Annotated in this window: 25 protein-coding genes; 11 read left to right on the forward strand and 14 right to left on the reverse strand. The window is 62.4% G+C overall.

Translation table 11 applies throughout. From position 1 onward, the window contains the following. Positions 1–173: 173 nt before the first annotated feature. From FHS49_RS10835 to FHS49_RS10855, 5 genes are all read right to left on the reverse strand, one after another. Positions 174–1,250 carry a glycosyltransferase family 2 protein gene (locus FHS49_RS10835; protein WP_246350576.1) on the reverse strand — a complete coding sequence of 359 codons (1,077 nt, stop codon included), beginning with the start codon at positions 1,248–1,250 and terminating at the stop codon, positions 174–176. A gap of 164 nt (positions 1,251–1,414) precedes the next feature. Continuing rightward, positions 1,415–2,527, reverse strand: a complete 1,113-nt coding sequence (gene zapE / locus FHS49_RS10840; protein WP_184018283.1) for a cell division protein ZapE — start codon at positions 2,525–2,527, stop codon at positions 1,415–1,417. A 109-nt stretch (positions 2,528–2,636) separates the two neighbouring features. Then, positions 2,637–3,089, reverse strand: a complete 453-nt coding sequence (locus tag FHS49_RS10845; RefSeq protein WP_184018285.1) for a PaaI family thioesterase — start codon at positions 3,087–3,089, stop codon at positions 2,637–2,639. A gap of 35 nt (positions 3,090–3,124) precedes the next feature. After that, entirely contained in the window at positions 3,125–3,910 is a 786-nt protein-coding gene (locus FHS49_RS10850; RefSeq protein WP_184018287.1) for a succinate dehydrogenase iron-sulfur subunit, read from the reverse strand. 83 nt (positions 3,911–3,993) lie between these two features. Beyond that, positions 3,994–4,788: an NTP transferase domain-containing protein gene (locus FHS49_RS10855; protein ID WP_184018290.1), complete on the reverse strand. Its 795-nt coding sequence runs from the start codon at positions 4,786–4,788 to the stop codon at positions 3,994–3,996. 91 nt (positions 4,789–4,879) lie between these two features. Here FHS49_RS10855 and FHS49_RS10860 point away from each other — a divergent pair, with 91 nt between their 5' ends. Both FHS49_RS10860 and FHS49_RS10865 read left to right on the forward strand, forming a co-directional pair. Then, on the forward strand, positions 4,880–6,022 hold the full coding sequence (locus FHS49_RS10860; RefSeq protein ID WP_184018292.1) for a CDP-alcohol phosphatidyltransferase family protein: 1,143 nt from the start codon (positions 4,880–4,882) through the stop codon (positions 6,020–6,022). Continuing rightward, the gene (locus FHS49_RS10865) at positions 6,019–6,450 is read left to right on the forward strand and encodes an HIT family protein (RefSeq protein ID WP_184018294.1); all 432 of its coding nucleotides are present in this window, start codon (positions 6,019–6,021) and stop codon (positions 6,448–6,450) included. Before FHS49_RS10860 ends, FHS49_RS10865 begins: the two co-directional genes overlap by 4 nt. On the opposite strand, the gene FHS49_RS10870 is transcribed toward FHS49_RS10865, so the two are convergent. After that, the gene (locus tag FHS49_RS10870) at positions 6,435–7,184 is read right to left on the reverse strand and encodes a phosphocholine cytidylyltransferase family protein (RefSeq protein WP_184018296.1); all 750 of its coding nucleotides are present in this window, start codon (positions 7,182–7,184) and stop codon (positions 6,435–6,437) included. The genes FHS49_RS10865 and FHS49_RS10870 overlap by 16 nt on opposite strands. 61 nt (positions 7,185–7,245) lie before the next feature. On the opposite strand from FHS49_RS10870, the gene FHS49_RS10875 reads away from it, so the two are divergent. The 5 genes from FHS49_RS10875 to brnA all read left to right on the forward strand — a co-directional run bounded on the left by FHS49_RS10875 (position 7,246) and on the right by brnA (position 11,213). Continuing rightward, positions 7,246–8,418, forward strand: coding sequence for a glycosyl transferase (locus FHS49_RS10875; RefSeq protein ID WP_184018297.1), 1,173 nt, complete (start codon positions 7,246–7,248; stop codon positions 8,416–8,418). Continuing rightward, positions 8,415–9,959, forward strand: coding sequence for a lipopolysaccharide biosynthesis protein (locus FHS49_RS10880; protein ID WP_184018298.1), 1,545 nt, complete (start codon positions 8,415–8,417; stop codon positions 9,957–9,959). The genes FHS49_RS10875 and FHS49_RS10880 overlap by 4 nt, the downstream gene beginning before the upstream one ends. A 140-nt stretch (positions 9,960–10,099) precedes the next feature. Continuing rightward, on the forward strand, positions 10,100–10,663 hold the full coding sequence (locus FHS49_RS10885) for a hypothetical protein (protein WP_184018299.1): 564 nt from the start codon (positions 10,100–10,102) through the stop codon (positions 10,661–10,663). A gap of 45 nt (positions 10,664–10,708) precedes the next feature. After that, the gene (locus FHS49_RS10890; protein ID WP_184018300.1) at positions 10,709–10,981 is read left to right on the forward strand and encodes a BrnT family toxin; all 273 of its coding nucleotides are present in this window, start codon (positions 10,709–10,711) and stop codon (positions 10,979–10,981) included. Continuing rightward, entirely contained in the window at positions 10,959–11,213 is a 255-nt protein-coding gene (gene brnA / locus FHS49_RS10895; protein WP_221240468.1) for a type II toxin-antitoxin system BrnA family antitoxin, read from the forward strand. The genes FHS49_RS10890 and brnA overlap by 23 nt, the downstream gene beginning before the upstream one ends. Before the next feature lie 47 nt (positions 11,214–11,260). Here the strand turns inward: brnA and sdhA are convergent, their stop codons facing one another. The 3 genes from sdhA to sdhC are packed head-to-tail and all read right to left on the reverse strand — an operon-like array spanning position 11,261 to position 13,847. Continuing rightward, on the reverse strand, positions 11,261–13,063 hold the full coding sequence (gene sdhA / locus FHS49_RS10900) for a succinate dehydrogenase flavoprotein subunit (protein ID WP_184018301.1): 1,803 nt from the start codon (positions 13,061–13,063) through the stop codon (positions 11,261–11,263). Continuing rightward, on the reverse strand, positions 13,063–13,452 hold the full coding sequence (sdhD, locus tag FHS49_RS10905; protein WP_184018302.1) for a succinate dehydrogenase, hydrophobic membrane anchor protein: 390 nt from the start codon (positions 13,450–13,452) through the stop codon (positions 13,063–13,065). Before sdhD ends, sdhA begins: the two co-directional genes overlap by 1 nt. Beyond that, on the reverse strand, positions 13,452–13,847 hold the full coding sequence (gene sdhC / locus FHS49_RS10910; protein WP_184018303.1) for a succinate dehydrogenase, cytochrome b556 subunit: 396 nt from the start codon (positions 13,845–13,847) through the stop codon (positions 13,452–13,454). Before sdhC ends, sdhD begins: the two co-directional genes overlap by 1 nt. Positions 13,848–13,994: 147 nt before the next feature. On the opposite strand from sdhC, the gene FHS49_RS10915 reads away from it, so the two are divergent. The 3 genes from FHS49_RS10915 (at position 13,995) to FHS49_RS10925 (ending at position 17,024) form a co-directional block, all read left to right on the forward strand. After that, a complete protein-coding gene (locus FHS49_RS10915; RefSeq protein ID WP_184018304.1) occupies positions 13,995–15,341 on the forward strand; it encodes a methyl-accepting chemotaxis protein in 1,347 nt (448 codons plus the stop codon). 74 nt (positions 15,342–15,415) lie between these two features. Further along, positions 15,416–16,105 carry an SDR family NAD(P)-dependent oxidoreductase gene (locus FHS49_RS10920; RefSeq protein WP_184018305.1) on the forward strand — a complete coding sequence of 230 codons (690 nt, stop codon included), beginning with the start codon at positions 15,416–15,418 and terminating at the stop codon, positions 16,103–16,105. Next, positions 16,095–17,024 (forward strand): 50S ribosomal protein L11 methyltransferase, encoded by a 930-nt coding sequence (locus FHS49_RS10925; RefSeq protein ID WP_184018306.1) that lies wholly within the window; start codon positions 16,095–16,097, stop codon positions 17,022–17,024. Before FHS49_RS10920 ends, FHS49_RS10925 begins: the two co-directional genes overlap by 11 nt. 148 nt (positions 17,025–17,172) lie before the next feature. Here FHS49_RS10925 and FHS49_RS10930 read toward each other — a convergent pair whose 3' ends face one another. The 5 genes from FHS49_RS10930 to FHS49_RS10950 form a co-directional block, all read right to left on the reverse strand. Then, entirely contained in the window at positions 17,173–17,874 is a 702-nt protein-coding gene (locus FHS49_RS10930) for a PilZ domain-containing protein (protein WP_343052964.1), read from the reverse strand. Between the two features lie 73 nt (positions 17,875–17,947). Then, positions 17,948–20,167, reverse strand: a complete 2,220-nt coding sequence (ligA, locus tag FHS49_RS10935) for an NAD-dependent DNA ligase LigA (RefSeq protein WP_184018308.1) — start codon at positions 20,165–20,167, stop codon at positions 17,948–17,950. A gap of 31 nt (positions 20,168–20,198) precedes the next feature. Continuing rightward, complete coding sequence (locus FHS49_RS10940; RefSeq protein ID WP_184018309.1) at positions 20,199–20,762, reverse strand: PEPxxWA-CTERM sorting domain-containing protein; 564 nt, start codon at positions 20,760–20,762, stop codon at positions 20,199–20,201. A gap of 231 nt (positions 20,763–20,993) precedes the next feature. Continuing rightward, on the reverse strand, positions 20,994–22,655 hold the full coding sequence (recN, locus tag FHS49_RS10945) for a DNA repair protein RecN (protein WP_184018311.1): 1,662 nt from the start codon (positions 22,653–22,655) through the stop codon (positions 20,994–20,996). A gap of 67 nt (positions 22,656–22,722) precedes the next feature. Continuing rightward, on the reverse strand, positions 22,723–23,502 hold the full coding sequence (locus FHS49_RS10950; protein WP_184018313.1) for an outer membrane protein assembly factor BamD: 780 nt from the start codon (positions 23,500–23,502) through the stop codon (positions 22,723–22,725). 137 nt (positions 23,503–23,639) lie between these two features. Here FHS49_RS10950 and FHS49_RS10955 point away from each other — a divergent pair, with 137 nt between their 5' ends. After that, a complete protein-coding gene (locus FHS49_RS10955; RefSeq protein ID WP_184018315.1) occupies positions 23,640–24,479 on the forward strand; it encodes a class I mannose-6-phosphate isomerase in 840 nt (279 codons plus the stop codon). Positions 24,480–24,492: the final 13 nt, after the last annotated feature.

Here is a 24,492-nt window from a genome sequence, read left to right on the forward strand (position 1 = left end):
CACGCAAGAAAGTCTGCCGCGCTCGATACAGATTGGCGTCCGCTTAGGCCCATAAACCGGGCAGGGCAACCGCCCAAATGCCCGGAAAAGCGATTATCTTTGCGACTAATTCGCAGTCGCGATAGCGGCGGATGGGAAGCCTTTCCCGATAGACCCCGCGGGCCTCACCGCCATCAACTTTTGCGCCGCCAGGTGAAGAAGGACGACATAACATAATTCCAAACCACGCTGACGCTGATCCCGGCCAGCGCGGAGAGCACCCAATAGGATTTATGCGTGAACAGCCAATCCGCCACGCCCACATTCGCCGCAGCCCCCGTGGCGCACACGAGATTGAACGTGACCCAGCCCATGACCATGGATCGGCCGCGCAGCCGCTGATCACGATAGGTGAGAAGATTGTTCAGGAAAAAGTTGTTCGAGATGGCGATGATCGTTGCCACCGTCTGCGCTTCGGAAAAGCTGGTATCGAAGCCCTTGAACATGGCTGTCAGCACAGCGAAATGCACGAACACGCCGAACCCGCCGACCAGAACGAAGCTGAGGAAGCGGACGGGAATATAGCGGCCGAACATCTTGTCGAGCAGAAGCTGGAAATATTCCCACAGCACGAGCGAATCGAGCTTGCTCTCGCCGAACTGGCGATTGCGGAAAACATAGGGCACCTCCGCCACCTTGAGCGGCACCGGTGCACTAGCCGCGATATCCAGCAGGATCTTGAAGCCCACCGAAGAAAGCTGCGGCAATGAACGCATGAACGCGGCGCGATCGAACATCATGAAGCCGCTCATCGGATCGCCGATCGGCGTGCGCGTCAGCCGCGTGGCCATCGCCGTCGCCAGCTTGCTCATCCACAGGCGCGTCTTGCTCCATTCGCCAAAACCGCCGCCCTCGACATAGCGGCTGCCGACCACGATATCGACGTCTTCGGTCTTCAGCCGATGCAGCATCTGGCCCAGAATTGCCTCGTCATGCTGCATGTCGGCGTCCATGATCGCGATATAGGGCGACGCGGTCGCCATTACGCCTTCCACGCACGCGCTGGACAGCCCCCGACGCCCATAACGATGCACAACGCGTACGCGCGGATCGGATTGCGCCAGACGCCGCACCTCATCCGCCGTCCCGTCCGGGGAATTGTCGTCCACGAACACCAATTCCCAGCGGGTGGCAGGCAGTGCCTGCTCCACCGCAGCGAGCATGACGCGGATATTCTGCTTTTCATTGTATGTCGGGATAACGATCGACATTTCCGGCGCGGCAGCTTCGCTCGATGATGCCGCAAATATGTGGGGCGCAACGTCCAACGACGTCGATTGCGTGTCCATCGTCCATTATCCCCAAATGCCGGCAATCCCGCCCCCTGGCAGATGCTGCGCCGCAATAATTGCAGGGAATAAATATCTCGTAAACCTTAATCCTCGCCATGTCCCAATGCGAGATAGCTTTCGGACTGCATTTCCATCAGGCGGCTCACGGTGCGCTCGAATTCGAAGGCGCCATCGCCTTTTTCATACAGCTCCGCCGGTGCCGCGGCGGCGTTGGCGAGCAGCTTCACCTTATGTTCGTACAGCGCATCGATCAGCGTGACAAAACGCGCGGCTTCGTTGCGATTTTCGGGGCCGAGCCGGGGAATCCCGGCGATGATCACGGTATGATAGCGCCGCGTGATCGCCAGATAATCGGCCGCGCCGCGCGCTTCCGCGCACAGTCGCTTGAACGAAAACACTGCCACGCCCTTCAGGCTCTTGGGCACATGGATCGTCCGCCCGCCGGGGATTTCGATATCTTCAGACGGCACATGGGCGCTGTCTTCGGGTGGATAATCGGTCAGCCGGAAAAAGGCTTCGCGGATCGCCGCGGTGGACTCTTCGCCCAGCGGCGTATGCCAGGTCGCCATGCCACCCAGCCTGTGAAGCCGGTAATCGACCGGGCCGTTCAGCGTGAGCACGTCCAGATCGCGTTCGATCAGCGCGATGAAGGGCAGGAAATGCTCGCGGTTCAGCCCGTCCTTGTAGAGTTCCTTGGGCGCGCGGTTCGACGTGGCGACCACCGTCAGACCGCGCTCCATCATCGCGGTGAACAGCCGCGACATGATCATGGCATCCGCGCTGTTGTTCACCACCATTTCGTCAAACGCCAGCAGGCGCGCCTCGCCCACCAGCGCCTCGGCCACCGGCAGGATCGGATTGCTCACCTCGGTCTTGCGCACCTCGCGCAGGCGCGCATGAACCTCCAGCATGAATTCGTGGAAATGCACGCGGCGTTTCCGCTCGATCTTCACCGTGTCGTAAAACAGATCCATCAGCATGGATTTGCCGCGCCCCACGCCGCCCCAGATATAGACGCCGCGTTGCGGCACCGGCTTGGCCTGCGTCAGCCGCCAGAGCAGGCTGCCCCGCTTGGGCACGGCCTGCAGCTTGTCCGCCAGTTCATCCAGGCGCTGCGCCGCGCAGCGCTGCTCGGCATCTTCCCGCAATTCCCCTCTGGCGACGAGCGCCTGATAGCGATCGATAACGCGCGTCATCGCACCATTCCGTTCGGGTTGAGCCTGTCGAAACCCCCATTTTTTTTTGTTTCTGAACCGGTCAGGAGAAAAGGCTTCGACAGGCTCAGCCCAAACGGGGTTTTTGCCATCATGCGGCTTTGCCCGGCTTGCGGATCGTGCCGGCGAAGCTCGCCACCGTGTGATCGCCCTGCACGATCAACCCGCGCAGAAACAGCAATCGTCCGGTTTCCCGTAACAGCTCCACCACGGCGTCAAGCGGCTCATCCACTTTGCCCGCACCGATGAAGTGCGTCGAAAGATCGAGCGTCACCGATGTGCCCGGATCAATCAGACCGAACAGCCGCGAGGCCGCGAAGAGCGAGACGTCGATGAACGCCAGCGTCGTGCCGCCATGCACATTGTTGGACAGGTTCGAGTGGATGTGCGCGGGAAACATCCTGATCCGCGCCTGGCCATCAGGGTCCAGGCGCAGGATCATCTTGCCAAGCACGCTGTTGAACCGCGTCGAGTCGCTCAACGCCCATGTATGCCAGCCCGGATTTTCCGGATCCGGTTCGCTCAGAAATCTGGCCGCGCTCATGTTGAAATCACCTTGCCATCCAGCGCGGCGCGGCATCACACCGCGCGTTCGACCACCATCTTCTTCACTTCGGCAATCGCCCGGGCCGGGTTCAGACCCTTGGGGCAGACGTTCGCGCAGTTCATGATCGTGTGGCAGCGATACAGGCGGAAGGGATCTTCCAGCTCGTCGAGCCGCTCGCCGGTCATCTCGTCGCGGCTGTCGGCCAGCCAGCGATAGGCCTGGAGCAGGATCGCCGGGCCGAGGAACTTATCCGAATTCCACCAATAGCTGGGGCAGGATGTGGAGCAGCAGGCGCACAGGATGCACTCGTAAAGCCCGTCCAGCTTGCTGCGATCTTCCGGCGACTGCAGGCGCTCCTTGCCCGAGGGCGGCGGCGTCACGGTTTGCAGCCAAGGCTTGATCGACGAATATTGCGCGTAGAAATGCGTGAAATCGGGGACGAGATCCTTGATCACATCCATGTGCGGCAGCGGCGTGATCTGCACTTCCTTGCTGCAATCCTCGATCGCATGGGTGCAGGCCAGTGTATTGCGTCCGTCGATATTCATCGAACAGGAGCCGCAAATGCCCTCGCGGCAGGAGCGACGGAAGGTGAGCGAGGGATCCTGCTCGCTCTTCATCTTGATCAGCGCATCGAGCACCATCGGCCCGCATTCGTCCAGATCGACCTCGAACGTATCATAACGCGGATTTTCGCCCGAATCGGGATCATAGCGATAGACCTTGAACGGGCGCACATTGGTTGCGCCTTCGGCTGCCTTGTGGACATTGCCCTTGGGCTTGATCTTGCTATTCTTCGGCAGCGTGAATTCGGCCATGAATATGGTTCCCGCGGATTTGTGTACCGGAAAGCCGATAGTCAATCGGCCCCCTTGATGAAAGTCCCTTATATCAGAAAATCCTAACGCGCCCGTTCCCGGAGCAACGCGGTCGCGATCTCATGGTCTGCGCGCTTGTCGACGTCGATGCAGGCTTCGGGGAAGGGAAGCTCGACGGCGACCACATGAACGCCCAGCCGCCGCCCCGCCCGGCGCAGCGCGCGTTTGAGCGTGAGCAACCGCAATCCTGCGCCGATGAGAATCGGCAAACCGAAAGCGCGGATCACGGCGCGGCCCTTCTTGCGATCCTGCTCGATCGTCTGCCACACCTCCAGCACACGATTGGCCGCTGCCCCGCCGAACCAGAAGAGGTTGCTGCCCGAATACGCACCGCGGGCAAAACGCAGCCAGGTCCGCCGGGCGTCGGGGAACCGGATGCGAAAGACGGCTTCGCTTACCACGGCCGCGGCGACATCAGCCTGGGCCTCACGCGCGGTGGCCAGGAAGAAATCAATCATCGCGCCATTCAGCAAAGGATTGTCCGCCGTCGTCATCAGATAGGGGAATGTGCCGGGCGCGATACCAGCCGCCACCGAACGGCTCACCGAATCGCCGCCGGAGAGAAAGGAAATCCGCCTGTCCGCCACGATGGCACCGATCGCCGGATGCGCTGACAGCAGATCGGGTTCCTGCGCCAGGATCACGATATCGCCGATCGCCTTATGCGCCAGCAGCGTTTTCAGCACATGCGCCAGCATCGGTTGCCCGTCGATTTCGATCAGCGCCTTGTCCAGCACGCCGAATTCGGCGGCAAACGGATCCAGGCCGGGGCGGCGGCCGGCGGCGACAAGGGCGGTGACGGGCGCGATGGTCTGCATCGTTGCCGCGCTAGACCAAGCCGCAGGAAATCGCCAGCCGCGCCGCGCAGGCCTTGTCGCGGAGCCCGGCTTTCCTGTAGGCCGGCCCTCCATGACCAACGATACAGACAAACGCCCGGATATTGCGGTGATCGGCACCAATCCGGTGAAGCTATGGGGTCTCGATACCCAGGAACGCACCCGGCGCATCGCCGCCGCCGCCGCATTGGGCTGGCAGGATAGCGAAGCGCCCGCGCCTCCCTGCGTCCTCGTCAATGCCGGCTTCGCTTTCGATCCGGGCTGGCTGCGCCATATCGCGGCGCATCCCGGCAAAGCGCTCTCCAACGGAGGCGTCCCCGTGCTCGCTTACGCCCGCACGGAGGATGAGGCCCGCGCGGTAGCTGGCGCGATGCGCAACAAGACGCCCCTGCCCGCCACATCCAGCCTCGATGTGACCGCTTATGAAAGCGGCCCCGTGCTGGAGAATAAGGAACTGCGCAAACGCGAGACGCCTTTCCTCGACCGGCTGGACGCAGACACGGTCCGTCCGCTCGAACGCGCCAGCTATTTCGGTGCGTATAAGGGCGTGACCGATATTCTCACCAAATATCTCTGGCCCGAATGGGCGTTGGTGATCACGCGCATCGCCGCGCGCTTGGGCATTACGCCCAATATGGTCACCGCGGTCGGCGCGATCCTGTGCGTGCTGGCCACCTTCGCCTTTGGCTATGGCCATTATTGGGCAGGCATGGCGATGGGGCTGGTGTTCATGGTGCTGGACACCGTGGACGGAAAGCTGGCGCGCTGCACGATCACCTCATCCTGGTGGGGCAATGTGTTCGATCATGGCATCGATCTCGTCCATCCCCCCTTCTGGTGGTATGCTTGGGCTGTGGGGCTCGCTTATTGGGGCCTGGCGCTCAGCCCCGAACAATTCTGGTTTGCGATGATCGCCATCGTCGGCGGCTATGTGGTTCAGCGCTTCGTGGAAGGTGCCTTCATCTCCAGCTTCGGGATGCACGTCCATGTGTGGGAGAAGTTCGATTCGCAATTCCGCCTGATCACGGCACGGCGCAATCCCAACATGATCATCCTCTTTGCCGCAACAGCCTTTGGAAGACCCGATCTCGGCCTGATCGCCGTGGCTTGGTGGACGTTGATCTCCCTGCTCGTCCATGCCGTCCGTCTGGGCCAGGCCTATCTGCAGCGTGCGCGTGGCGCGAATATCCGAAGCTGGCTGCAGGCACCGGCATGAACGATACGATCCGCAAATTCGGCCATCCCGCCACGCTGGTCCGCGAATATACGCATTGGATGGTGCTGCTCCGCCCGGCCCAGCCCACGCTCGGTTCACTCGTGCTGGCGGCCAAATCCGAAGCTGCTGCGTTCGGCGATCTCGATCCCGCCGCCTTCGCCGAACTGGCGAGCGTCACGCATGATATCGAAACCGCGCTGGCGGGGGCGATGCGCTATCAGAAGATCAATTACCTGATGCTGATGATGGTCGACCGCCATGTCCATTTCCATGTGATCCCGCGCTATGAAGGCGTGCGATCGCGTGAGGGCATTGCCTTCGTCGATGCCGGCTGGCCCAAGCCGCCCGCATTGGGCGAGGCGGTGGCGCTGGATGACGCGCAGATCGCTGCCTTCGCCGATTGGCTGAAGGGCTATTTCCCCGCCTGATCGCGCCAGCGGTCAGTCAGCATCGTCGCGATTTCGATGTCATTCAGGAAATCGACCTCGGCCCAATCGAGCCCTTCGATCGAAACCGTGCCGACCTTCCCGCCGGGGGCCAGCGCGTCGATGATCTTGAGATACCAATGCTCCACGCCAACCGGCGTGCGCATATAGCTTTCCACCATAGCGCGAAACAGCCCGCCACCCTCGCCACGGAAGGCCAGGAAGCCGATCGATTCGGCATTTGCCTGCGCCGCGGTCAGCGTCTTGCCGATCGCCGCCAGCCGATCCCCCACGCGGCTCACCTTCATGTCATCGCTGTCATAGCCCGGCTTCACATCGATGGTCACCGTGATCGGCCAGCCCTCGGCACCCAGCGCGCGCGCGACGATCGCATCGGAAATCAGCGTATCACCATTGAGGATCAGGAAATCTCCCTCCATCGCCGCGCGGACGATCCAGCAGGAGCCCAGATTATCGGCCACCTTGTAGAACGGATTGAAGCACGCGTTCAGCTCTAGCCCTGGCCGCTTCAGGCGCTCCAGTTCCGCCTCCACCAGATCGGCCATGAAACCGGTCACCACATCGATCCGGCGCACGCCGCGCGCGGCCAGCATCTCCACCTGCCATGCGAGCAGCGATCGGCCCGAAAAATCGATGAGGCATTTGGGGCGTTCGGCCGTCAGCGGCAGCAGCCGCGAACCCTGCCCGGCACTGAGAATAATGGCTTTTTCTATCATGTCCGGTGCTTGTGCTTGAAAATCTGGCGCGTGGCCTGAAACAGCTATAGGGCTTAGGCAAATGACACGCGGACAACAATCCCAATCGGCAGATATCGGATTCCTGTTTGTCGGCGGGATTCACCAGATGCTGCATATCGCGCCGCTGGCGCTGGCGCTGGCGCGGCGACCGGACGTCGCGATCACCGCTTATGTCAGCGTCGGGGATGCCAAGGCGCTGGCCGCCATGTTTGCGCAGCTCGACGCCGAAACCGCACCCAGAATCCCGGTGGTGCCCATGGTGCTGCCCCGCTGGGCCAAGGCGCTGCGCCGCCTGCTCGGCGGCAATCGCGGGGCCAAGCCGATCGAATTGCTGACCACGCGGCGCAAGCTGCTGACCCATGATGCGCTGTTCGCGGCCGAACGCACCTCCACCTTGCTCAAGCGCCTGCCCGGTCGCCGCCCGGTGATGATCCACTTCCCGCATGGTGCCGGCGATCGCGCCAAGGGCTTCGATCCGCGCATTGCCTTATTCGATCATGTGCTCGTGGCCGGTCCGCTCATTTACCAGCGGACGCTGGCGCAGGGGCTGGCCACCGCTGAAAACTGCACGATCGCGGGATCGATCAAACTGGCGGTGCTTACCGGCCCCGATGCGCCGCCGCCCGCCAATCCCTTTGCCGATGACAAGCCGATCGTGCTCTTCAATCCGCATTTCGATACGCGGCTGTCTTCCTGGTCGATGGCCGAAGCGCTGATCGACCGGATCGCTGTGGATGGCCGGTTCAATCTGATCATCGCCCCCCACGCCCGGCTCTACGATCGCATGGATGCGGCGGAGCGCGCGCGTTGGCGAAACCGTCCGGCCGCGCCCAATATCGTCTTCGACTTCGATTCTTCAAAATTGGGGGACATGACCTATACCCGGCTTGCCGATATTTATCTCGGCGATGTCAGCAGTCAGGTCTATGAATTCCTCCATCGCCCGCGCCCGTGCCTCTTCGCCGACGCCCATGGTGTGAACTGGCGCGGCAATCCGGATTATCAGATGTGGACGCTGGGCGACGTGTGCACCACGCCGGATCAGATCGTGGATGCCATCGCCCATGCCGACGAACGCCATGCACGCTACCGGGCGCTGCAACAGGCGGAGACCGAGGGCAAGCTCGGCCCGATCGACGCCGGCGTGCCCGATCGCGCGGCGGATCAAGTGCTTGCCGCGCTCGCGCGCATCCGCGCCAAGGCGTCTGCATGAGCGACGATACAGCACTGCCCGACCCAGCTTCGGACAAAGTGACCAATCGCGATTTCGCGCGGGGGCTTGGCACCACATTGCTCGCGCGCATGGGTGCGGTGATCGAAGTGGTCTCCCAGCCGCTTTATGTGTGGCTGTTCGGGCTGGCGAGTTTCGGGCTTTATGCCGTTCTCTGGGCCGCGATCAGCCTGATTGAGAATATCGCGGACTTGGGCATGACGTCCGCGCTGCAGCGCGTGGTGCCGCAGGCCAAGGATGAGCGCGATGCCGTGGCGGCGCTGCGCGCATCGCTATTGCTCGGCGTGATCCCCTGCCTGCTGATTGCGCTAGGGATTTCGCTGTTCGCCGCTGACGTCGCGCCGCTGATCAACGTCGCCGCCAAGGATCGCGCGGTCCTCATCCAGTCGGTCCAGTTCTTCATCTGGGCCTTGCCGCTCTGGGCATTTGTCGAAATCTCCACCTCGGCGCTGCGCGCGCGTCGCCTGTTCGGCGCGGAGATCCGCCTGCGGCTGCTCTGGGAGCAGGTAATCCGCCTCGTCTTGGCGATCCTCTTCTGGCTGATCAGCCCGTCGATCCTCGCGCTGCTCGCGGCGCATCTGATCTCCTTGGCGATCACCTGCCTGCTCAGCATCCGTCTGCTGGCGCGGCATTATGATCTGACATTGCTGTTCGAGCGCCCCCTCGCCAGCCCGATCTTCTTCGAAACCCTGCGCGCGGGCCTTTCGATCCTGCCCTCCAACGCGATCGGGCGCGTCTTTGGCGATGCGCCGCCGATCGTGCTCAATGCGCTGCTGCCCGGCGCAGCCGGTGCCACCTCTGCCGCGCTCTACACGATCGCGCGCAAGGTCTCGAGCATCGTGCAATTGATCCGGCTGGCCTTCGGCTATGTGCTCGCCCCGCTGGCCTCCGCGGCGTCGCGTGGCGGCAATGAGGAGGTCCGCCGGCTTTATGCCTTTACCACGCGGTTCATCTTCGCGCTCGCCGTGCCGCTGGGCTGCGTAATGGCGGCGGGCGGCGACGCGATCCTCGATCTGTTCGGGCCGGGCGCGGACCAGGCCCATGCCGCGCTCATCATCCTCATCCTGGCGCGCATGGCGGAAGCGGTGTTCAGCGCCTCGGTCGCCGTGCAGCAGGTGATCGGTGCCTATCATCGGCAGATCACCGCCAGCCTGATCGGCCTGGCCGCAGCCGCCGCCATCGTCATCCCGCTGATCCCGCGCATGGGCCTCACCGTGATGGCGCTCGCGGTAGGCGCGGGCTTCATCATCACCGCGGCCATCCCGCTGATCCAGCTTCATATCCATGAAAAGCTCCATCCGTTCGAAACCCCCTTCGGCACGGTGGTCATCCGCACGATCGGCATCACGATACCCGCGCTGATGCTCTCGCTGGCCGCCTCCTATCTCACGCCCACATGGCTCCAGCTTCCGATCATCCTGATCCTCGGCATGGCCGCACTCTGGCTCACCTGCCGTTTCGCCCTGTCACAGGATGATCGCGCCGCACTGGGCAAGACCGGACGGAAATTGCGACTGATCTGACCATTGTCGCCAGCGCTTTGCGCGCAGCGCAGGCGTGCGCTGGGAAAAATCCGGATGCGGGTGAAACGGAAAGCCGCGCCGGCACGTTACCACGCCGAACGATCGCAGCCGCATTGTCGGCGCACACAGGGGCACATTTCATGACCAGTTACACGAAAACACCACGCACATGGCTCGCGCTGGCGTTGATGCTCATGCCAATAGCGCAGGTCCACGCCCAAACCGGCGCACCCTCTGCGACCACCGGCCAGCGCGCAGGCCAGGCCGCCCGCCAGCCGCTCGAAGATTTCAATATCGCGAAGGACGAGATTCCACCCAAGCTCATCGCGATCCAGGACGATCCCTACGCCACCAAGGGCATCAAGACCTGCCGCCAGATCAGCGATGAGGTGGAGGCGCTCAATGCCGTGCTGGGTGCCGATGTCGATTCAACCGACGAGGAAAAGCGCAAGACCATCGATACCGCGATCGACGTGGGTGGCGGGCTGCTGACCGGCCTCATCCCCTTTCGGGGTATCGTCCGCGAAGTGACCGGGGCCAATGCCGCCACCAAACGCTACCAGCGCGCGCTTTACAGCGGCATCAGCCGTCGCAGCTTCATGAAGGGCATGGGCAAGGCCAAGGGCTGCAAACCACCCGCCGCTCCCAAGGCGATCGTCATGAAGCCGGCGGAAGAGCCGAAGGATGAGAAGGCGAAAAAATAGCAGTTTCGGTATAGAAATTATACCTTATTCATGCGATAAGAGGTCATGTTCGTTTATGATCCGGCCAAGAGTGCAACGAACAAGGTGAAGCATGGCGTGGACTTTGAAGAAGCGCAGGCGTTGTGGGATGATCCATACGCCATTGAGGTACCATCTGTGCAAAGTGTGATGGAACCCCGATGGCTGGTCATCGGCGCGATGTCGGCGCGTCTCTGGACGGCGATCATCACCCGCCGGGACGACACAATCCGGATCATCTCCGTCCGGCGTGCAAGGGATTATGAGGAAAAGGCATATGAGCGAAGCCAGCAAAATTAGCGCCGCCGCGCTCGACGACCGCTTCGACAACGAAGAGGATGTCAGCGAATTTTTCGACTGGTCGAATGCCACACGCCCCAGCCTCAAGCCTCGTCGCGTGAATGTCGATTTTCCCGATTGGATGGTGCGACGGCTCGATCAGCAGGCCAAAAGGCGTGGCGTCACCCGGCAGGCCTTGATCAAGATGTGGCTGGTGGATCGGCTAGAGGCCGGAAGCGATGAGGCAAGGTGACCTGCTTAATCCCTCCCCGAACCGGTGAGGGATTAAGCAGCACCAAATCAATAAACCCGTGCCTTCGGCTTGATGTAGTCGATATCGTCCGTCAGCGTGTATTCGTGCACGGGACGGTAATCGAGGGTGACCTTGCCGCCCTTGCCGCCCCAGCCTTCGAACCAACTGATCGTGTGCTTCATCCAATTCGCATCGTCGCGGTTCGGGTAATCCTCGTGCATATGCGCGCCGCGGCTTTCGTGGCGGTTTTCTGCGCCGCGGATGGTGACCACCGCTTGGCTGATGAGGTTGTCCAACTCCATCGTCTCGACCAGATCGGTGTTCCAGATCAGCGAACGATCGCTCACGCGGACATCCGCCATGCTGGCATAAACCTGATCCATATGCTTGACGCCTTCGGCGAGCAGCGCGCTATCGCGGAACACCGCGCAATGGCGCTGCATCGTCTTCTGCATATCCTGACGGATTTTCGCCGTGGGCGTGCTGCCCTGCGCGTTGCGGAAGTGATCGAGGCGGCTGAGCGCGAATTCTTCCGAACCCTTGGGCAGCGACGCATGGGAGGTGCCGGGCTTCAGCGTTTCCTTCAGGCGCAGGCCGGTGGCGCGGCCGAACACGACCAGATCGATCAGCGAGTTCGAACCCAGACGATTGGCGCCATGCACCGAAACGCAGGCCGCTTCGCCGACTGCGAACAGGCCGGGGACGACGGTATCGGGATTGCCATCCTTCAGCGTCACGACTTCGCCGTGATAATTGCAGGGGATGCCGCCCATATTGTAATGCACGGTCGGCACCACGGGCAGCGGCTGGCGCGTCAGATCGACGTTCGCGAAGACCTTGCCCGTCTCGGTAATGCCCGGCAGACGCTCGGCCAGTACGCCTGCATCGATATGATCGAGATGCAGGAAGATATGATCCTTTTCCTTGCCGACGCCGCGGCCTTCGCGGATTTCCATCGCCATCGAGCGCGCGACCACATCGCGGCTCGCCAGATCCTTGGCGCTGGGCGCATAGCGCTCCATGAAGCGCTCGCCCTCGGAATTGGTGAGATACCCGCCTTCGCCGCGCGCGCCTTCGGTGATCAGCACGCCGGCACCGTAAATGCCGGTCGGGTGGAATTGCACGAATTCCATATCCTGCAGCGGAAGCCCGGCGCGCAGCACCATGCCATTGCCGTCCCCGGTGCAGGTGTGCGCCGAGGTGGCGGACTGATAGACGCGACCGCCGCCGCCCGTGGCCAGCACGACCGAATGGCTGCGGAAACGATGGATCGTGCCATCTTCCATGCACAAAGCGATGACGCCGCGGCACGCGCCATTTTCCATGATGAGATCGAGCGCAAAATATTCGACGTAGAAATCCGCATCATATTTCAGGCTCTGCTGATAGAGCGCATGAAGCATGGCGTGACCGGTGCGATCGGCCGCCGCGCAGGTGCGCTGCACCGGCGGACCTTCGCCCATATTCTGCATATGGCCGCCGAATGGACGCTGATAGATCGTGCCTTCGGGATTGCGGCTGAACGGCACGCCGGCATGTTCCAGCTCGTAAACCGCCGCCGGCGCCTCACGCACCATATATTCGATCGCATCCTGATCGCCCAGCCAATCCGAACCCTTTACGGTATCGAACATGTGCCAGGTCCAGTGATCCGGGCTGTTATTGCCCAGGCTCGCCGCAATGCCGCCCTGCGCCGCAACCGTGTGGCTGCGCGTGGGAAACACCTTGGTGATGCACGCCGTCTTCAGGCCGCTCTCCGCGATGCCCATGGTGGCACGGAGACCCGAGCCGCCCGCGCCGACGACAACGGCGTCATACGTGTGGTCGATGATCTTGTAAGCTTGAGACATTATGCGGGCGCTCCAGCGAAAGCGATCTTGGCGATGGCGAACAGGCCAAGCGCCGCGCCGCCAATGGCATAGAAATTGAGGGCGACGAGGGAGAGCAGTTTCAGCCCCTCATCATGCACATAATCTTCGAGCATCACCTGCATCCCCAGCTTCAGATGCCAGAAGATACTGACGATCATCAGCATCATCGGCACCGCGACCAGCGGGGCGGAGAGCCAAGTGGTCACTGCGCCATGACTGAGCGCGGGCAGCGAGAGAAAGGAGAAGATCAGCCACAGGATCAAGACGATATTGCCGACCGCGGTCAGGCGCTGCTGCAACCAGTGCTGCGCGCCATGCTTGGCCGATCCAAGACCGCGAACGCGGCCGATACGGGTGCCACTGCCCATCAGAGTGCCTTCCAGAAAATGATGAGCCAGACCAATATGGTGCAGCCGATCGAAGCCGCCCATACCATCTTCGCCCAGAAATTATTGGTTTTCAGCTCATAGCCAGCGCCGGTATCCAGCACGAAATGGCGGATGCCGCCGAAAAGATGCTGGAAAAAGAACCATGTGATCCCGACCGCGACCACCTTGCCGGGCCACCATGTCGCCCATCCCATATACCAGTCATAGCTTTCCTGGCCCGAAGCCGCAGCCACCAGCCAGCCGACCAGCAGCATCGCGCCGACCGTCGCCAGACCGTTGCCGGTGACGCGGTGGACGATCGAGGCGGTCATCGCCGGACCCCATTTCCATACGCTCAGGTGCGGCGACAAAGGCCGTTTGGGATTACCAGTCATGTTGTTCCCTAGTTTATGGCTTTTTTGCGCTGTTAGGACGATGGGATCATCCATGCAACAGCCCTTCCCATGGCTTATCGATAACAGGTCGTTAACCAGAAGCCTCTAGTGTCACGCGGCAATGATATTCCGGGGACAGGGCTGAAAATGAGCATCAACGAAGAGCGCATCGTCATACCGATCAATGTGCGCCTGCCCGATTTCGATTGGGATGGCACGCTCAGAGAAACGTGCCGCGATATTTTCTCGATGCTGGATGGCCGGGCGCAGGAAATCTCCACGCATTTCTGGGAGCAATTCCTGAAATCCGCCGGCACCGCGCATATCCGCAAGAATTATGACGAGCGGCGGCTGCATGATTCGATCATGGCCAGCACGCTGTATGTCATCGCCAAATATTCCGATCCGGCAGGGCAGGATTGGGCCAATTATGCTCTGAATCACGCCGCATCCTCGCGCGCGGGCGGCGTTCCGCTGCACAGCGTTCTTGGTGCCTTGTCGTTTGCACACACCCGCACGATCGACATTCTGTTCGAGCAATGCGGCGAGGATGGCGCGCGGTTCAAGCGCTGCGTGGACGCGGTCCAGCGGCTCGCGGTGGTCGAGGCCGAAATCATGTCCGCCTTCATCAGCGCCAAGGATGCGCAACAGGCCCAGCAGGAGCGCGCCGAACGCGCCGGCATGTTCAACGAACAGATCGCCAGCGGCGTGGAGGGTGCTTCCGATCTGGGCGACGCGCTGCGTCATCAGGCGCATGGTGCATCGGATTCCGCGCGCGGGATGCTGAGCAAGACTTCCGAAGTGGCCGCCGCCGCCGAACAATCCGCCGTGGCCATGCGCGAAGCCGCCCAGACCGCCGCCGGCCTGATCCGCGCGATCGAGGAAGCGCGCTCCGAAGTGGAGATCGCCGCCGATATCGCCACCCGCGCGTCGAGCCAGGCGGGCGAGGCCGTGGGCGTCTCCAAGATGCTCTCCGAACACGCCAAATCGATCGAATCGATTCTCGGCCTGATCCGCGACATTGCAGGGCAGACTAATCTGCTGGCCTTGAACGCCACGATCGAGGCCGCGCGCGCAGGCGATGCGGGCCGCGGCTTTGCTGTGGTGGCGCAGGAGGTGAAAAGCCTCGCCAACCAGACCGCGCGCGCGACCGACGATATCGCCGCCAAGATCGAATCGATCCAGTCCGCCACGCGCACCACCGTCCAGACCAACGCCTCGATCCGCGATACCGTGGCCGAGGTTCAGGCATCGGCCGAGCGCATCCGCGAAGCCATGGAAACCCAGGCGCAGACCGTGACCATGATCACTGCCGCGGTCGATGAAACCGCGCTTGCCGCGGATTCCATGTCATCCACCATCGCCTCCATCCGCTCAGACACCGAAAGCGTCGCTGCCGAAATCGACCAGCTCGAAAACGGTTTCGGCACGATGCAGGACAAGATCGGTACGCTGAAGCAGGCAGCCGGGGGCTATGTGGCGCGGATCGGATAACGGCGGACACCCGTTTCGGTGACAAACCCCTTCGCCCCCTAGGCTCCCGTGATCATCGGGTCTATGGACCCGCCATGACCACACACATCCTCCTCACCGGCGCGACCCGCGGGATCGGCGCGGCGATCGCCACGCGGTTCGCCAGCGAAGACGTCCGCCTGATCGGCACCGGCAGCGCGGACGGCGATCTCGCTGATCCCGCCACACCCGCAAAGCTGTGGGCCGATGCGCTCGACCGGCTGGATGGCCGGATCGATGTGCTCATCAACAATGCCGGCGTGTTCGAAGCCGCGCCGCTGGATGCAGACGACGCGGCGTGGAGCGCATCTTGGGCGCGCACGCTGCAGATCAATCTCACCGCCTCGGCCGAACTCTGCCGCCGTGCGGTGCTGCATTTCCAAGCCAATGGCGCGGGCCGCATCGTCAACGTGGCCAGCCGCGCCGCCTATCGCGGGGACAGCCCGGCGCACTGGCATTATGCTGCCTCCAAGGCGGGGATGGTAGCGATGACCAAGACGATCGCGCGGGGCTACGCCAGGGAAGGCATTCTTGCGTTCGCCATCTGCCCCGGTTTCACGATGACGGGCATGGCCGAGGATTATCTGGAGAGCCGCGGCGGCGACAAATTGCTGGCCGATATTCCGCTAGGCCGGGTCGCCGCCCCTGACGAGGTGGCCGAAGCCGCCGCCTTCCTGGCGCTCAACGCGCCGCCGTCGATGACCGGTTCCGTCATCGACGTGAATGGAGCCTCCTATGTCCGCTGATCAACCACCAGGCGAATCCTGGAAACTCACCCTGCCCTGCACGCTGGCCGAGGCTCAGTCCCTGGAAGGGGAGATCATGCCGCTTGCCGTGCTCGATTTCCCGCCCGTGCTGATGACCAGCGAAGCCGTGCTGGACGACCCCGAAGCCTGGCGGCTCGACGCCTATTTCGAAAGCGAGCCCGATGCCGAGACGATCGCGCTGATCCAGTCGCTCATCCCCAGCGCGACCGGGGCAGTGCCGGTCATCGAACAGCTCGAAAATCAGGATTGGCTCACCATGAGCCAGGCGGGCCTCGAACCCGTCCATGCCGGCCGCTTCTTCGTGCACACTTCGACGCATAAGGATGACGTGCCCCAAGGCACCAAGCCCTTCCTGATCGAGGCGGGCCTCGCTTTTGGCACCGGCCAGCATGAGACCACCACCGGCTGCCTGCTGACGCTCGATGCGCTCAAGCGCAGCGGCCATGTCTATCGCGACATCATCGATCTGGGCACGGGCACCGGCCTGCTGGCCTTCGCCGCCATGCACCTGTGGCCCCGCGCCCACGCAACGGCATCGGACATCGATCCGATCTCGATCGACGTGACCCGTGAAAATGCCGCCATCAACCATGTGCCGCTGGGCAATCGCGCGGGGCAGCTTGCGCTCGCCGTCGCCCCCGGCATGGCGCATCCGCTGCTTCACCGTCGGGCGCCTTATGATCTGATCATCGCCAATATCCTGGCAGGGCCGCTGATCGAAATGGCGGAGCAGATTTCGGATCGTCTGGCCGAGGGCGGCACGCTCGTGCTGGCGGGCTTGCTGGACAGTCAGGCCGCCAAGGTTGCCCAGGCCTATCGCCGCCAGGGCTTGCGGCTGGCCGGAAGGATCGATCGTGGCGACTGGCCCGCGCTTCGAATGGTGAAGCGACGGCGTTGAAAAAAGCGGACCATGTGATCCGCTCTGCGGCCTGATCCAGACGCTGATGGGCTGACAGACGATGGATCGTTTCCATCAAGGCTGCTCGGAACCTTCCGGAATGGATGCGAAACAAGGCGGTTGGTCGGAAAAACATCCGTGCGCGGGTTCAGAGCGCGGCGGACCGATCTTCGAGCCAGCGGGTCAGCGCATCGAACGGTATCGGGCGGAGGAAAGCCAGACCGGCCTGTCCCTCGCGACACCAGCGGACCACGCCCTTCATGGTCTCCAGCCCCTTCACCTTGATCACGATATCGCGTCCGGCGATCAGAGCCTGGGCGACGTCCACCTTCATGCCGCCCTGCGATATATCCCGTATTTCAGCGTTGCACTGCAGATCATCGCACTTCAAAACGGCCTTGCCGTGCACTTCGAGCCGCGGCGCGCGGGATTTGCGACCATCGGCACCCGGACGGTGCGTGAGGATATCGCTCACCTCGACCTCGCCATCGAATCGGACGCCGATATTGCCGTCCTTCACCCAGACGACTTCGCCCGAAAGCCTCACATCGGATTTCAGCTCGATCTCGATCCGATCGCCAATGGCATGATGCGCGGTGACATGCGCCATCAGTCCACCGGAAGATATGTTGCGGATGACACACAGTTCCTGCGCATCCTGCTTTACCAGCTTGCCGACACGCATAATGGAAAGATAACGCTCGCCTTGACGACGGTCCTCCGCGGCCTGCAGGCTAAGAGCATCTTCTATAATGAGCTTTGGATTTGCCTGTGACATGGGGTTCCTTGGCGATCTTTGGTCTGCACAATTACGATCGCGGTCCCAACTCGGTTCCGTATCGCCCCACATGTTCGTTATAGGAGATTTCGGTTAAGATGACGTGAAAGATATTTCTTTCCCTTTCGGAATGAAAGCATCTGAATTACTTGCCGGCCGCGGCCTGCACGATTCTAGCCCATGCGGCCTCATCAATCACGTCGATCCCCAGATCGGTCGCCTTTTTCAGCTTTGATCCAGCACCCGGACCGGCCACGACCAGATCGGTTTTAGCCGATACCGATCCGGCGGTCTTCGCGCCCAGCGCCTCCGCCTGTGCCTTGGCCTCGTCGCGGCTCATCGTCTCCAGGCTGCCGGTAAACACCACGGTTTTGCCGCTCACCGCCGAAGCGCGGGTTTCGTGGACCAGATCCGCAGGCGTGAGCTGCCCCAGCAGATCGGCGACCGCATCCGCATTGTGCGGCTCCGCGAAGAAATCGACGAGCGCCAGCGCTACCTCCGGCCCCACGCCCGGCGTCTCGATGATCGCCGCCAGTTCCTTGGCCTCACGCGCGAGGCTTTTGTCCGCGCTCTCGCCCACCGCGGGCACGAACACGGCGCGCGCCGCCAGCGCCCGATCGATCACCGCACGAAAGACATCCCAACTCCGATAACGCCGAGCCAGATCCCGCGCGGTCACCTCACCCACATGCCGGATCCCCAAAGCAAACAGGAAGCGATCCAGCGAGGGCGTGCGCCGCGCGTCGATCGCCGCAATCAGATTGGCCGCCGAAATCTCCGCCCAGCGTTCGCGCGCCAGCAAAGTCTCTTTGGTCAGCCTGAAGATGTCGGCGGGCGCGGCGATCAGGCCGTCACGAAAGAAGCTCTCGACATTGGTGATGCCCAGGCCTTCGATGTCCAGCGCATGACGGCTGGCGAAATGGCGCAGGCGCTCCACCCGCTGTGCCGGGCAGATCAGCCCGCCGGTGCACCGGTAATCCACCTCGCCCGGCTCGCGTTCGGCGGCGGACCCACATTCGGGGCAGGTTTCGGGAAAGGGAAAGGGCGGACGATCCGCGTCGCGCGTCAGATTTTCAACGATCTGCGGGATCACGTCACCCGCGCGCTGGATCACCACCCGGTCTCCCGCCCGCGCACCCAGACGCACCACTTCGTCCGCATTGTGCAGCGTCGCGTTGGTGACGACCACCCCGCCCACCGAGACCGGCTCCAGCCGCGCCACGGGTGTCAGTTTGCCAGTCCGCCCCACCTGGATATCGATCGCACGGATCAGCGTCTGCGCGCGTTCGGCCGGAAATTTATGCGCGATCGCCCAGCGCGGTGCCTTGGCCACGAACCCCAGCCGCTGCTGCCAGTCGAGCCGGTCCACCTTATAGACCACGCCATCGATATCGAACGGCAGATCCGCCCGCTTCGCCTCGATATCGCGATATTGCGCCAGCGCGGCTTCCACCCCATCGGCGGGGATCAGCATTTCGCTCACCGGCACGCCCCAGCGCTCGATCGCCTTCATGACGTCAAATTGCGTTTCGCCGGGAATTTCAGATACTTCGCCCCAGCCATGCGCTAAAAACCGCAACGGCCGCGCCGCCGTCACGCTGGCATCCTTCTGCCGGAGCGATCCAGCGGCGGCATTGCGCGGATTGGCGAATTGCCGCGCCTTGCCCGGATCATCCGCCTCGGCCAGCAGCCGCGCATTGAGCGCTGCGAAATCGGCCTTGGACATATAGACCTCGCCGCGAATTTCGAAGACGTCTGGAACATCAGGAATGCGATCATCGCCATTTCCGTTTGCGTCCAGCGCCGTCGAGGCACGTTCCGGTTGTATCCCCCCGTCCCTCGACTTCGCTCGGGACAGAAGGAGTTGATCTGGAATATCGCCAATGGTCTTCACATTTGCGGTCACATCCTCGCCGGTCGCGCCGTCGCCGCGGGTCGCGGCCTGCACCAGCACGCCCTTTTCATAGCGCAAGGAGCAGGAGAGTCCGTCAATCTTGGGTTCAGCGGTCAGAGCCAGCGCCTCGCCGTCACCCAGCTTCAGGAACCGCCGCACCCGCGCGCCGAATTCGGCGATGTCTTCGTCCGCAAAGCCGTTTTCCAGGCTGAGCATCGCACGCGCATGGGTGACCTTGCCGAGATGCCCCGCAGGCGCGGCCCCCACTTTCACATTGGGGGAATCCGCGCGCACCAGATGGGGGAAAGCAGCCTCGAGCGCGCTGTTACGCCGGATCAGCGCGTCGTAATCCGCGTCCGAAATTTCCGGCGAATCATCGGTATGGTAAAGCGCATTATGCCGCGCGATCTCCGCGGCAAGATACGCCAATTCTTCCGCAGCGGCGGCTTCGGTGTCGGGCAGTGCGCTCATGCCTTTGCGTTAAGGATGAGCGGCACCCCGATCAAGCCATTGTGGCACTGTGAGCAGCGCATCCGCCGGCAGGAACACGACTGCGCATGGCCGAGCCGATCAGACCGAAGCCCGCCAGCATCATCGCCCATGTGGCTGGTTCCGGCACAGCGGCGGGAATTTCACTCGCCACCACGCCGGCCGCGGTCTCGATATCGAAGATCAGATTGCGGCCGCCCCGGATCCCGGTGCCCTGCAGGTTGATATAGATATTGTCGGCATCGAAGGTGATGCGCTCGGGATCGAAGGTGGCGATGTAGGGATGTGTCGAAAGCCCGCTCAGCGTCACGCTGGTAAAGGCATTCAGTTCATTGTTGGAATCGAAGATTCTAAAGCCATTAAATTCGGCGCTGAGAAAGTTGATTGCCGACAGTGCGTCCAGCACGAAGCTGCCCTCGGTAAACCGGCTCACCAGAATATCGAACAAAAGCATGTCATCGGAGACGCCGGCCGTATGGACAAAGCTGCTATCGATCCAATTCAGATTGGGCGAATAAAATTCCACCTTCACGGTCTTGCCGATCAGGGTCGCAGCCTGAACGGGCAGACAGGACATTACGGCGGACGCGACAACACATAATATTCTTGAATTCTTCATGATGAGAAACCCCCGAAAAATCACTTCGTACCTGACCGGCACTTGCAATTTTCAGCTACCATCTCGAAATTGATACAACAACATCACCATTTTCGGTGTTTCTTGTTGGCACATCACCTTATTGAATTGTTAAAACTTCGCAATCTCATGATTAAGTATAATAATCACGCAGATTATGAGTTTTAACGATCACGCTGGCTCGAGCAAACGATCCGCCTGTGCCCGCGCCTCGTCAGTAATGCTTGCGCCGGAGAGCATACGCGCAATCTCTTCGCGTCGTTCATCCTCGCCAAGAACGATCACATCTGTGCGCGTAACGAATCCATCATGGCTCTTTGCGATGAGAAGATGCTCGGTGCCCCGTGCCGCGACTTGCGGGCTGTGAGTCACCACCAGCAATTGCGCGCTTTGGGATAGCCGCGCCAACCGCTCGCCGATCGCGCTGGCCACCGCGCCGCCCACGCCGCGATCGATCTCGTCGAAGATCATCGTGCCGGCCCCGCCCTCTTCAGCCAGCGCCACCTTCAGCGCCAGGATGAAGCGGCTGAGTTCGCCGCCCGATGCGATCTTCACCAGCGGCGCGAACGGCGCGCCGGGGTTGGTCGATATCTCGAATTCCACGCGATCGCGGCCGGCCGCGCCCCATTGCGCCTCGGGCAAGGTCTCGATCGCGGTGTGGAAGCGCGCGGCATCCAGCTTGAGCGGTACGAGTTCGCTCGCCACCGCTGCATCCAGCTTTGTCGCCGCCGCCTTGCGCCTGTCGCTCAGCGCTTCTGATGCCGTGCGATACGCGGCCGCCTTTGTTTTCAGATCGGCCTCCAGCGCGGCCAGTCCATCGGCACCCGCCTCGATCCGCTCCAGCCGTCCGCTCAATTCGCGCAGCAGCGCGCCCAATTCACCGGGTTGCACCCGATGCTTGCGTGCCAGCGCCCGCAATTCGAACAGCCGCGTCTCGATCTGGTCCAGCCGCTCGGGATCATGGCGCAGCGCCTCCCCCGCACGCTCCAGCGCATCCTCGGCCTCTGAGGCTTCGATCACCGCGCGATCCAGCGCGGCCAGCGCCGCGCTCAGCATCTCATGCTCGCCCGCAATCCGGTCCAGCCGGCGCGCGGCCTGGCGCAATTGGGCCAGACCCCCGTCCGATCCCTCAAACGCCTTCAAAATCTCGATCATGTCTTCGGAAAGCCGCGCGCCCTTTTGCATATCGGCGCGCTCATCGGCCAGAATGTCTTCCTCGCCATCCTCCGGCCCGAAGGTGGTGAGTTCGGCGATGGAATGCTCAAGCCATTCCTGATCCGCCGCTGCGGTTTCGATATCCACGCGTGCCTGCACCAGCGCCGCCTCCGCCCCGCGCCACGCGGCATGAGCCGCGGCCACCGCGCCGGTATCAGCGCGCGCAAACATGTCGAGCAGCGCGCGGTGGCCCTTGGCGTTCAGCAATCCCCGATCATCATGCTGGCCGTGGATCTCCACCAGGGTGGCACCGATCTCGCGTAGCAGGCCGGCGGACACCGCCTGATCGTTGATAAAGGCGCGGCTGCCACCATCGGCCTTTACGATCCGGCGCACGATCAGCGGCTCGCCCGGTGCGGCCTCCAGCCCGTTATCGGCCAGAAGCGCCTGTGCATTGTGATCGCCGGGCAGATCGAAGCTGGCCGTGACCACCGCCTGCGCCTGCCCCTGACGCACCAGCCCGCTTTCCGCGCGCGCGCCCAGCGCCAGCCCCAGAGAATCAAGCAAGATCGATTTGCCCGCGCCGGTCTCGCCCGTGAGCACGCCCAGCCCGCGCACGAATTCCAGATCGAGCGCTTCGATCAGCACGACATCACGAATGGAAAGGCCGGTCAGCATCGGCCGGTGTTAGGCGAGTTTTTTCACTTCGTCATTCCCGCCAGCGCAGAAATGGAACAAAAACAGATCAAGCCCCACCGTGCTTTTGCATCAGGCTATAGGCCCGCTCATACCATTTGGTGCCCGGATAATTCTTGCCCAGCACCGCGGCGGACTTTTTGGCTTCTTCGGGCACGCCCATGGCGAGATACGATTCGGTCAGCCGCATCAGCGCCTCGGGCGCATGGCTGGTCGTCTGATATTCATCCACCACGGAGCGGAAGCGGATCGAGGCCGCGAGCCACTGACTACGCCGCTGATAGAAACGGCCGACTTCCATTTCCTTGCCGGCGAGGTGATCGTTCACCAGATCCACCTTCAGCCGCGCATCGGCGGCATAGCGCGTATCGGGATAACGACGGATGAGTTCGCCCAGCGCCGCCAGCGCCTGTTGCGTGATCTTCTGATCGCGGGTGACATCGGTCATCTGCTCGTAATAATCGAGCGCGATCAGATAATAGGCATAAGGCGCGTCCTTATTGCCTGGATGGATCGCCAGGAAACGCTGCGACGACTGAATGGAGGCAGTATAATCCTTGGCCGCATAATAGCTGAACGCACTCATGAGCTGCGCACGGCGCGCCCAGGGCGAATAGGGATGCTGGCGCTCCACCTCGTCGAACAGTGCCGCGGCGAGCTTATATTGCCCGCGGTCCAGCCGGTTCTTCGCCGCATTATAGAGCGTGTTCACGTCACGCGCGACATAGGCCGTATCGGCTTTGCTCTTCGATCCGGCGCAACCGGCCAGAGGAAGGGCGATGGCCGCCACGAGGAGCAGGGCAACGGATTTGGGGGCTGGGATACGCATGGGCGGCGTTCTAGCGGAGCAATCCGCCTTCGCCAAGCGCGGAAGTCATGGCTGTTTGCTGTACGATTTCTGCCGTTCGTCCGGAACGCTTGCCGCGTCGCAGCATTCCCCATAGTCTGTTGCATAGGGAGACAGGAATGAGCGTCAAACGCCTGAAAACACACCGGGTGGAAAAGCCATGGGGCCGCCATAGCCTGTGGCCCGGCTTCGCCGATCCGGCACCCGGGGCCGATCCGATAGGCGAAATCTGGTTTCAGGACGAGGGCGACGCCGCGCCCGAACTGCTCGTCAAATATCTCTTCACCTCCGAAAAGCTCTCGATCCAGGTGCATCCCGACGACGAGTCCGCGCGTGCCGCCGGCTATGACCGCGGCAAGGATGAGGCCTGGGTGATCCTGGCCGCCGAACCCGATTCGACCATCGCCATCGGCACGCACCAGCCGATCGATCAGGCGCATCTGCGCGCCGCGGCGCTGGATGGCAGCATCGAGCAGCTTGTCGACTGGAAACCGGTGAAGGCGGGCGACGTCTATTATTCACCCGCCCGCACCGTCCATGCGATCGGCGCCGGAATCACCGTGGTGGAGGTGCAGCAGAATGTGGACCTCACCTACCGGCTTTATGATTACGGCCGGCCGCGCGAATTGCATCTGGATGAAGGCGTGAAAGTCTCCGATGCGGTGCCGTTCGTCCCCAATTTCCAGCCCGAGATCGTCGATGATCGCCGCACGATATTGGCCGAAGGGCCGAAATTCGTGCTGGAGCGCTGGAGCGTCAGCGCGGGAACGATCTCGCTGCCCGCAGATACGCCGGGCTGGTTCGTGCCGCTTACGGGCCATGGCGCGCTTGACGGGCAGGCGTGGCACGCCGGGGAGTGCTGGGCGCTGGAGGGCAAGGTCGTGCTGGAGGCGTCGGCGGATGCCGATATGCTCTTTGCCTACCCCCTCGCTCGGCGGGTGAATGTGCTCAGCGGCTGAAGCCGATCATATA

The organism is Sphingobium boeckii, from assembly GCF_014199215.1.
GTDB classification, from domain to species: domain Bacteria; phylum Pseudomonadota; class Alphaproteobacteria; order Sphingomonadales; family Sphingomonadaceae; genus Sphingobium_A; species Sphingobium_A boeckii.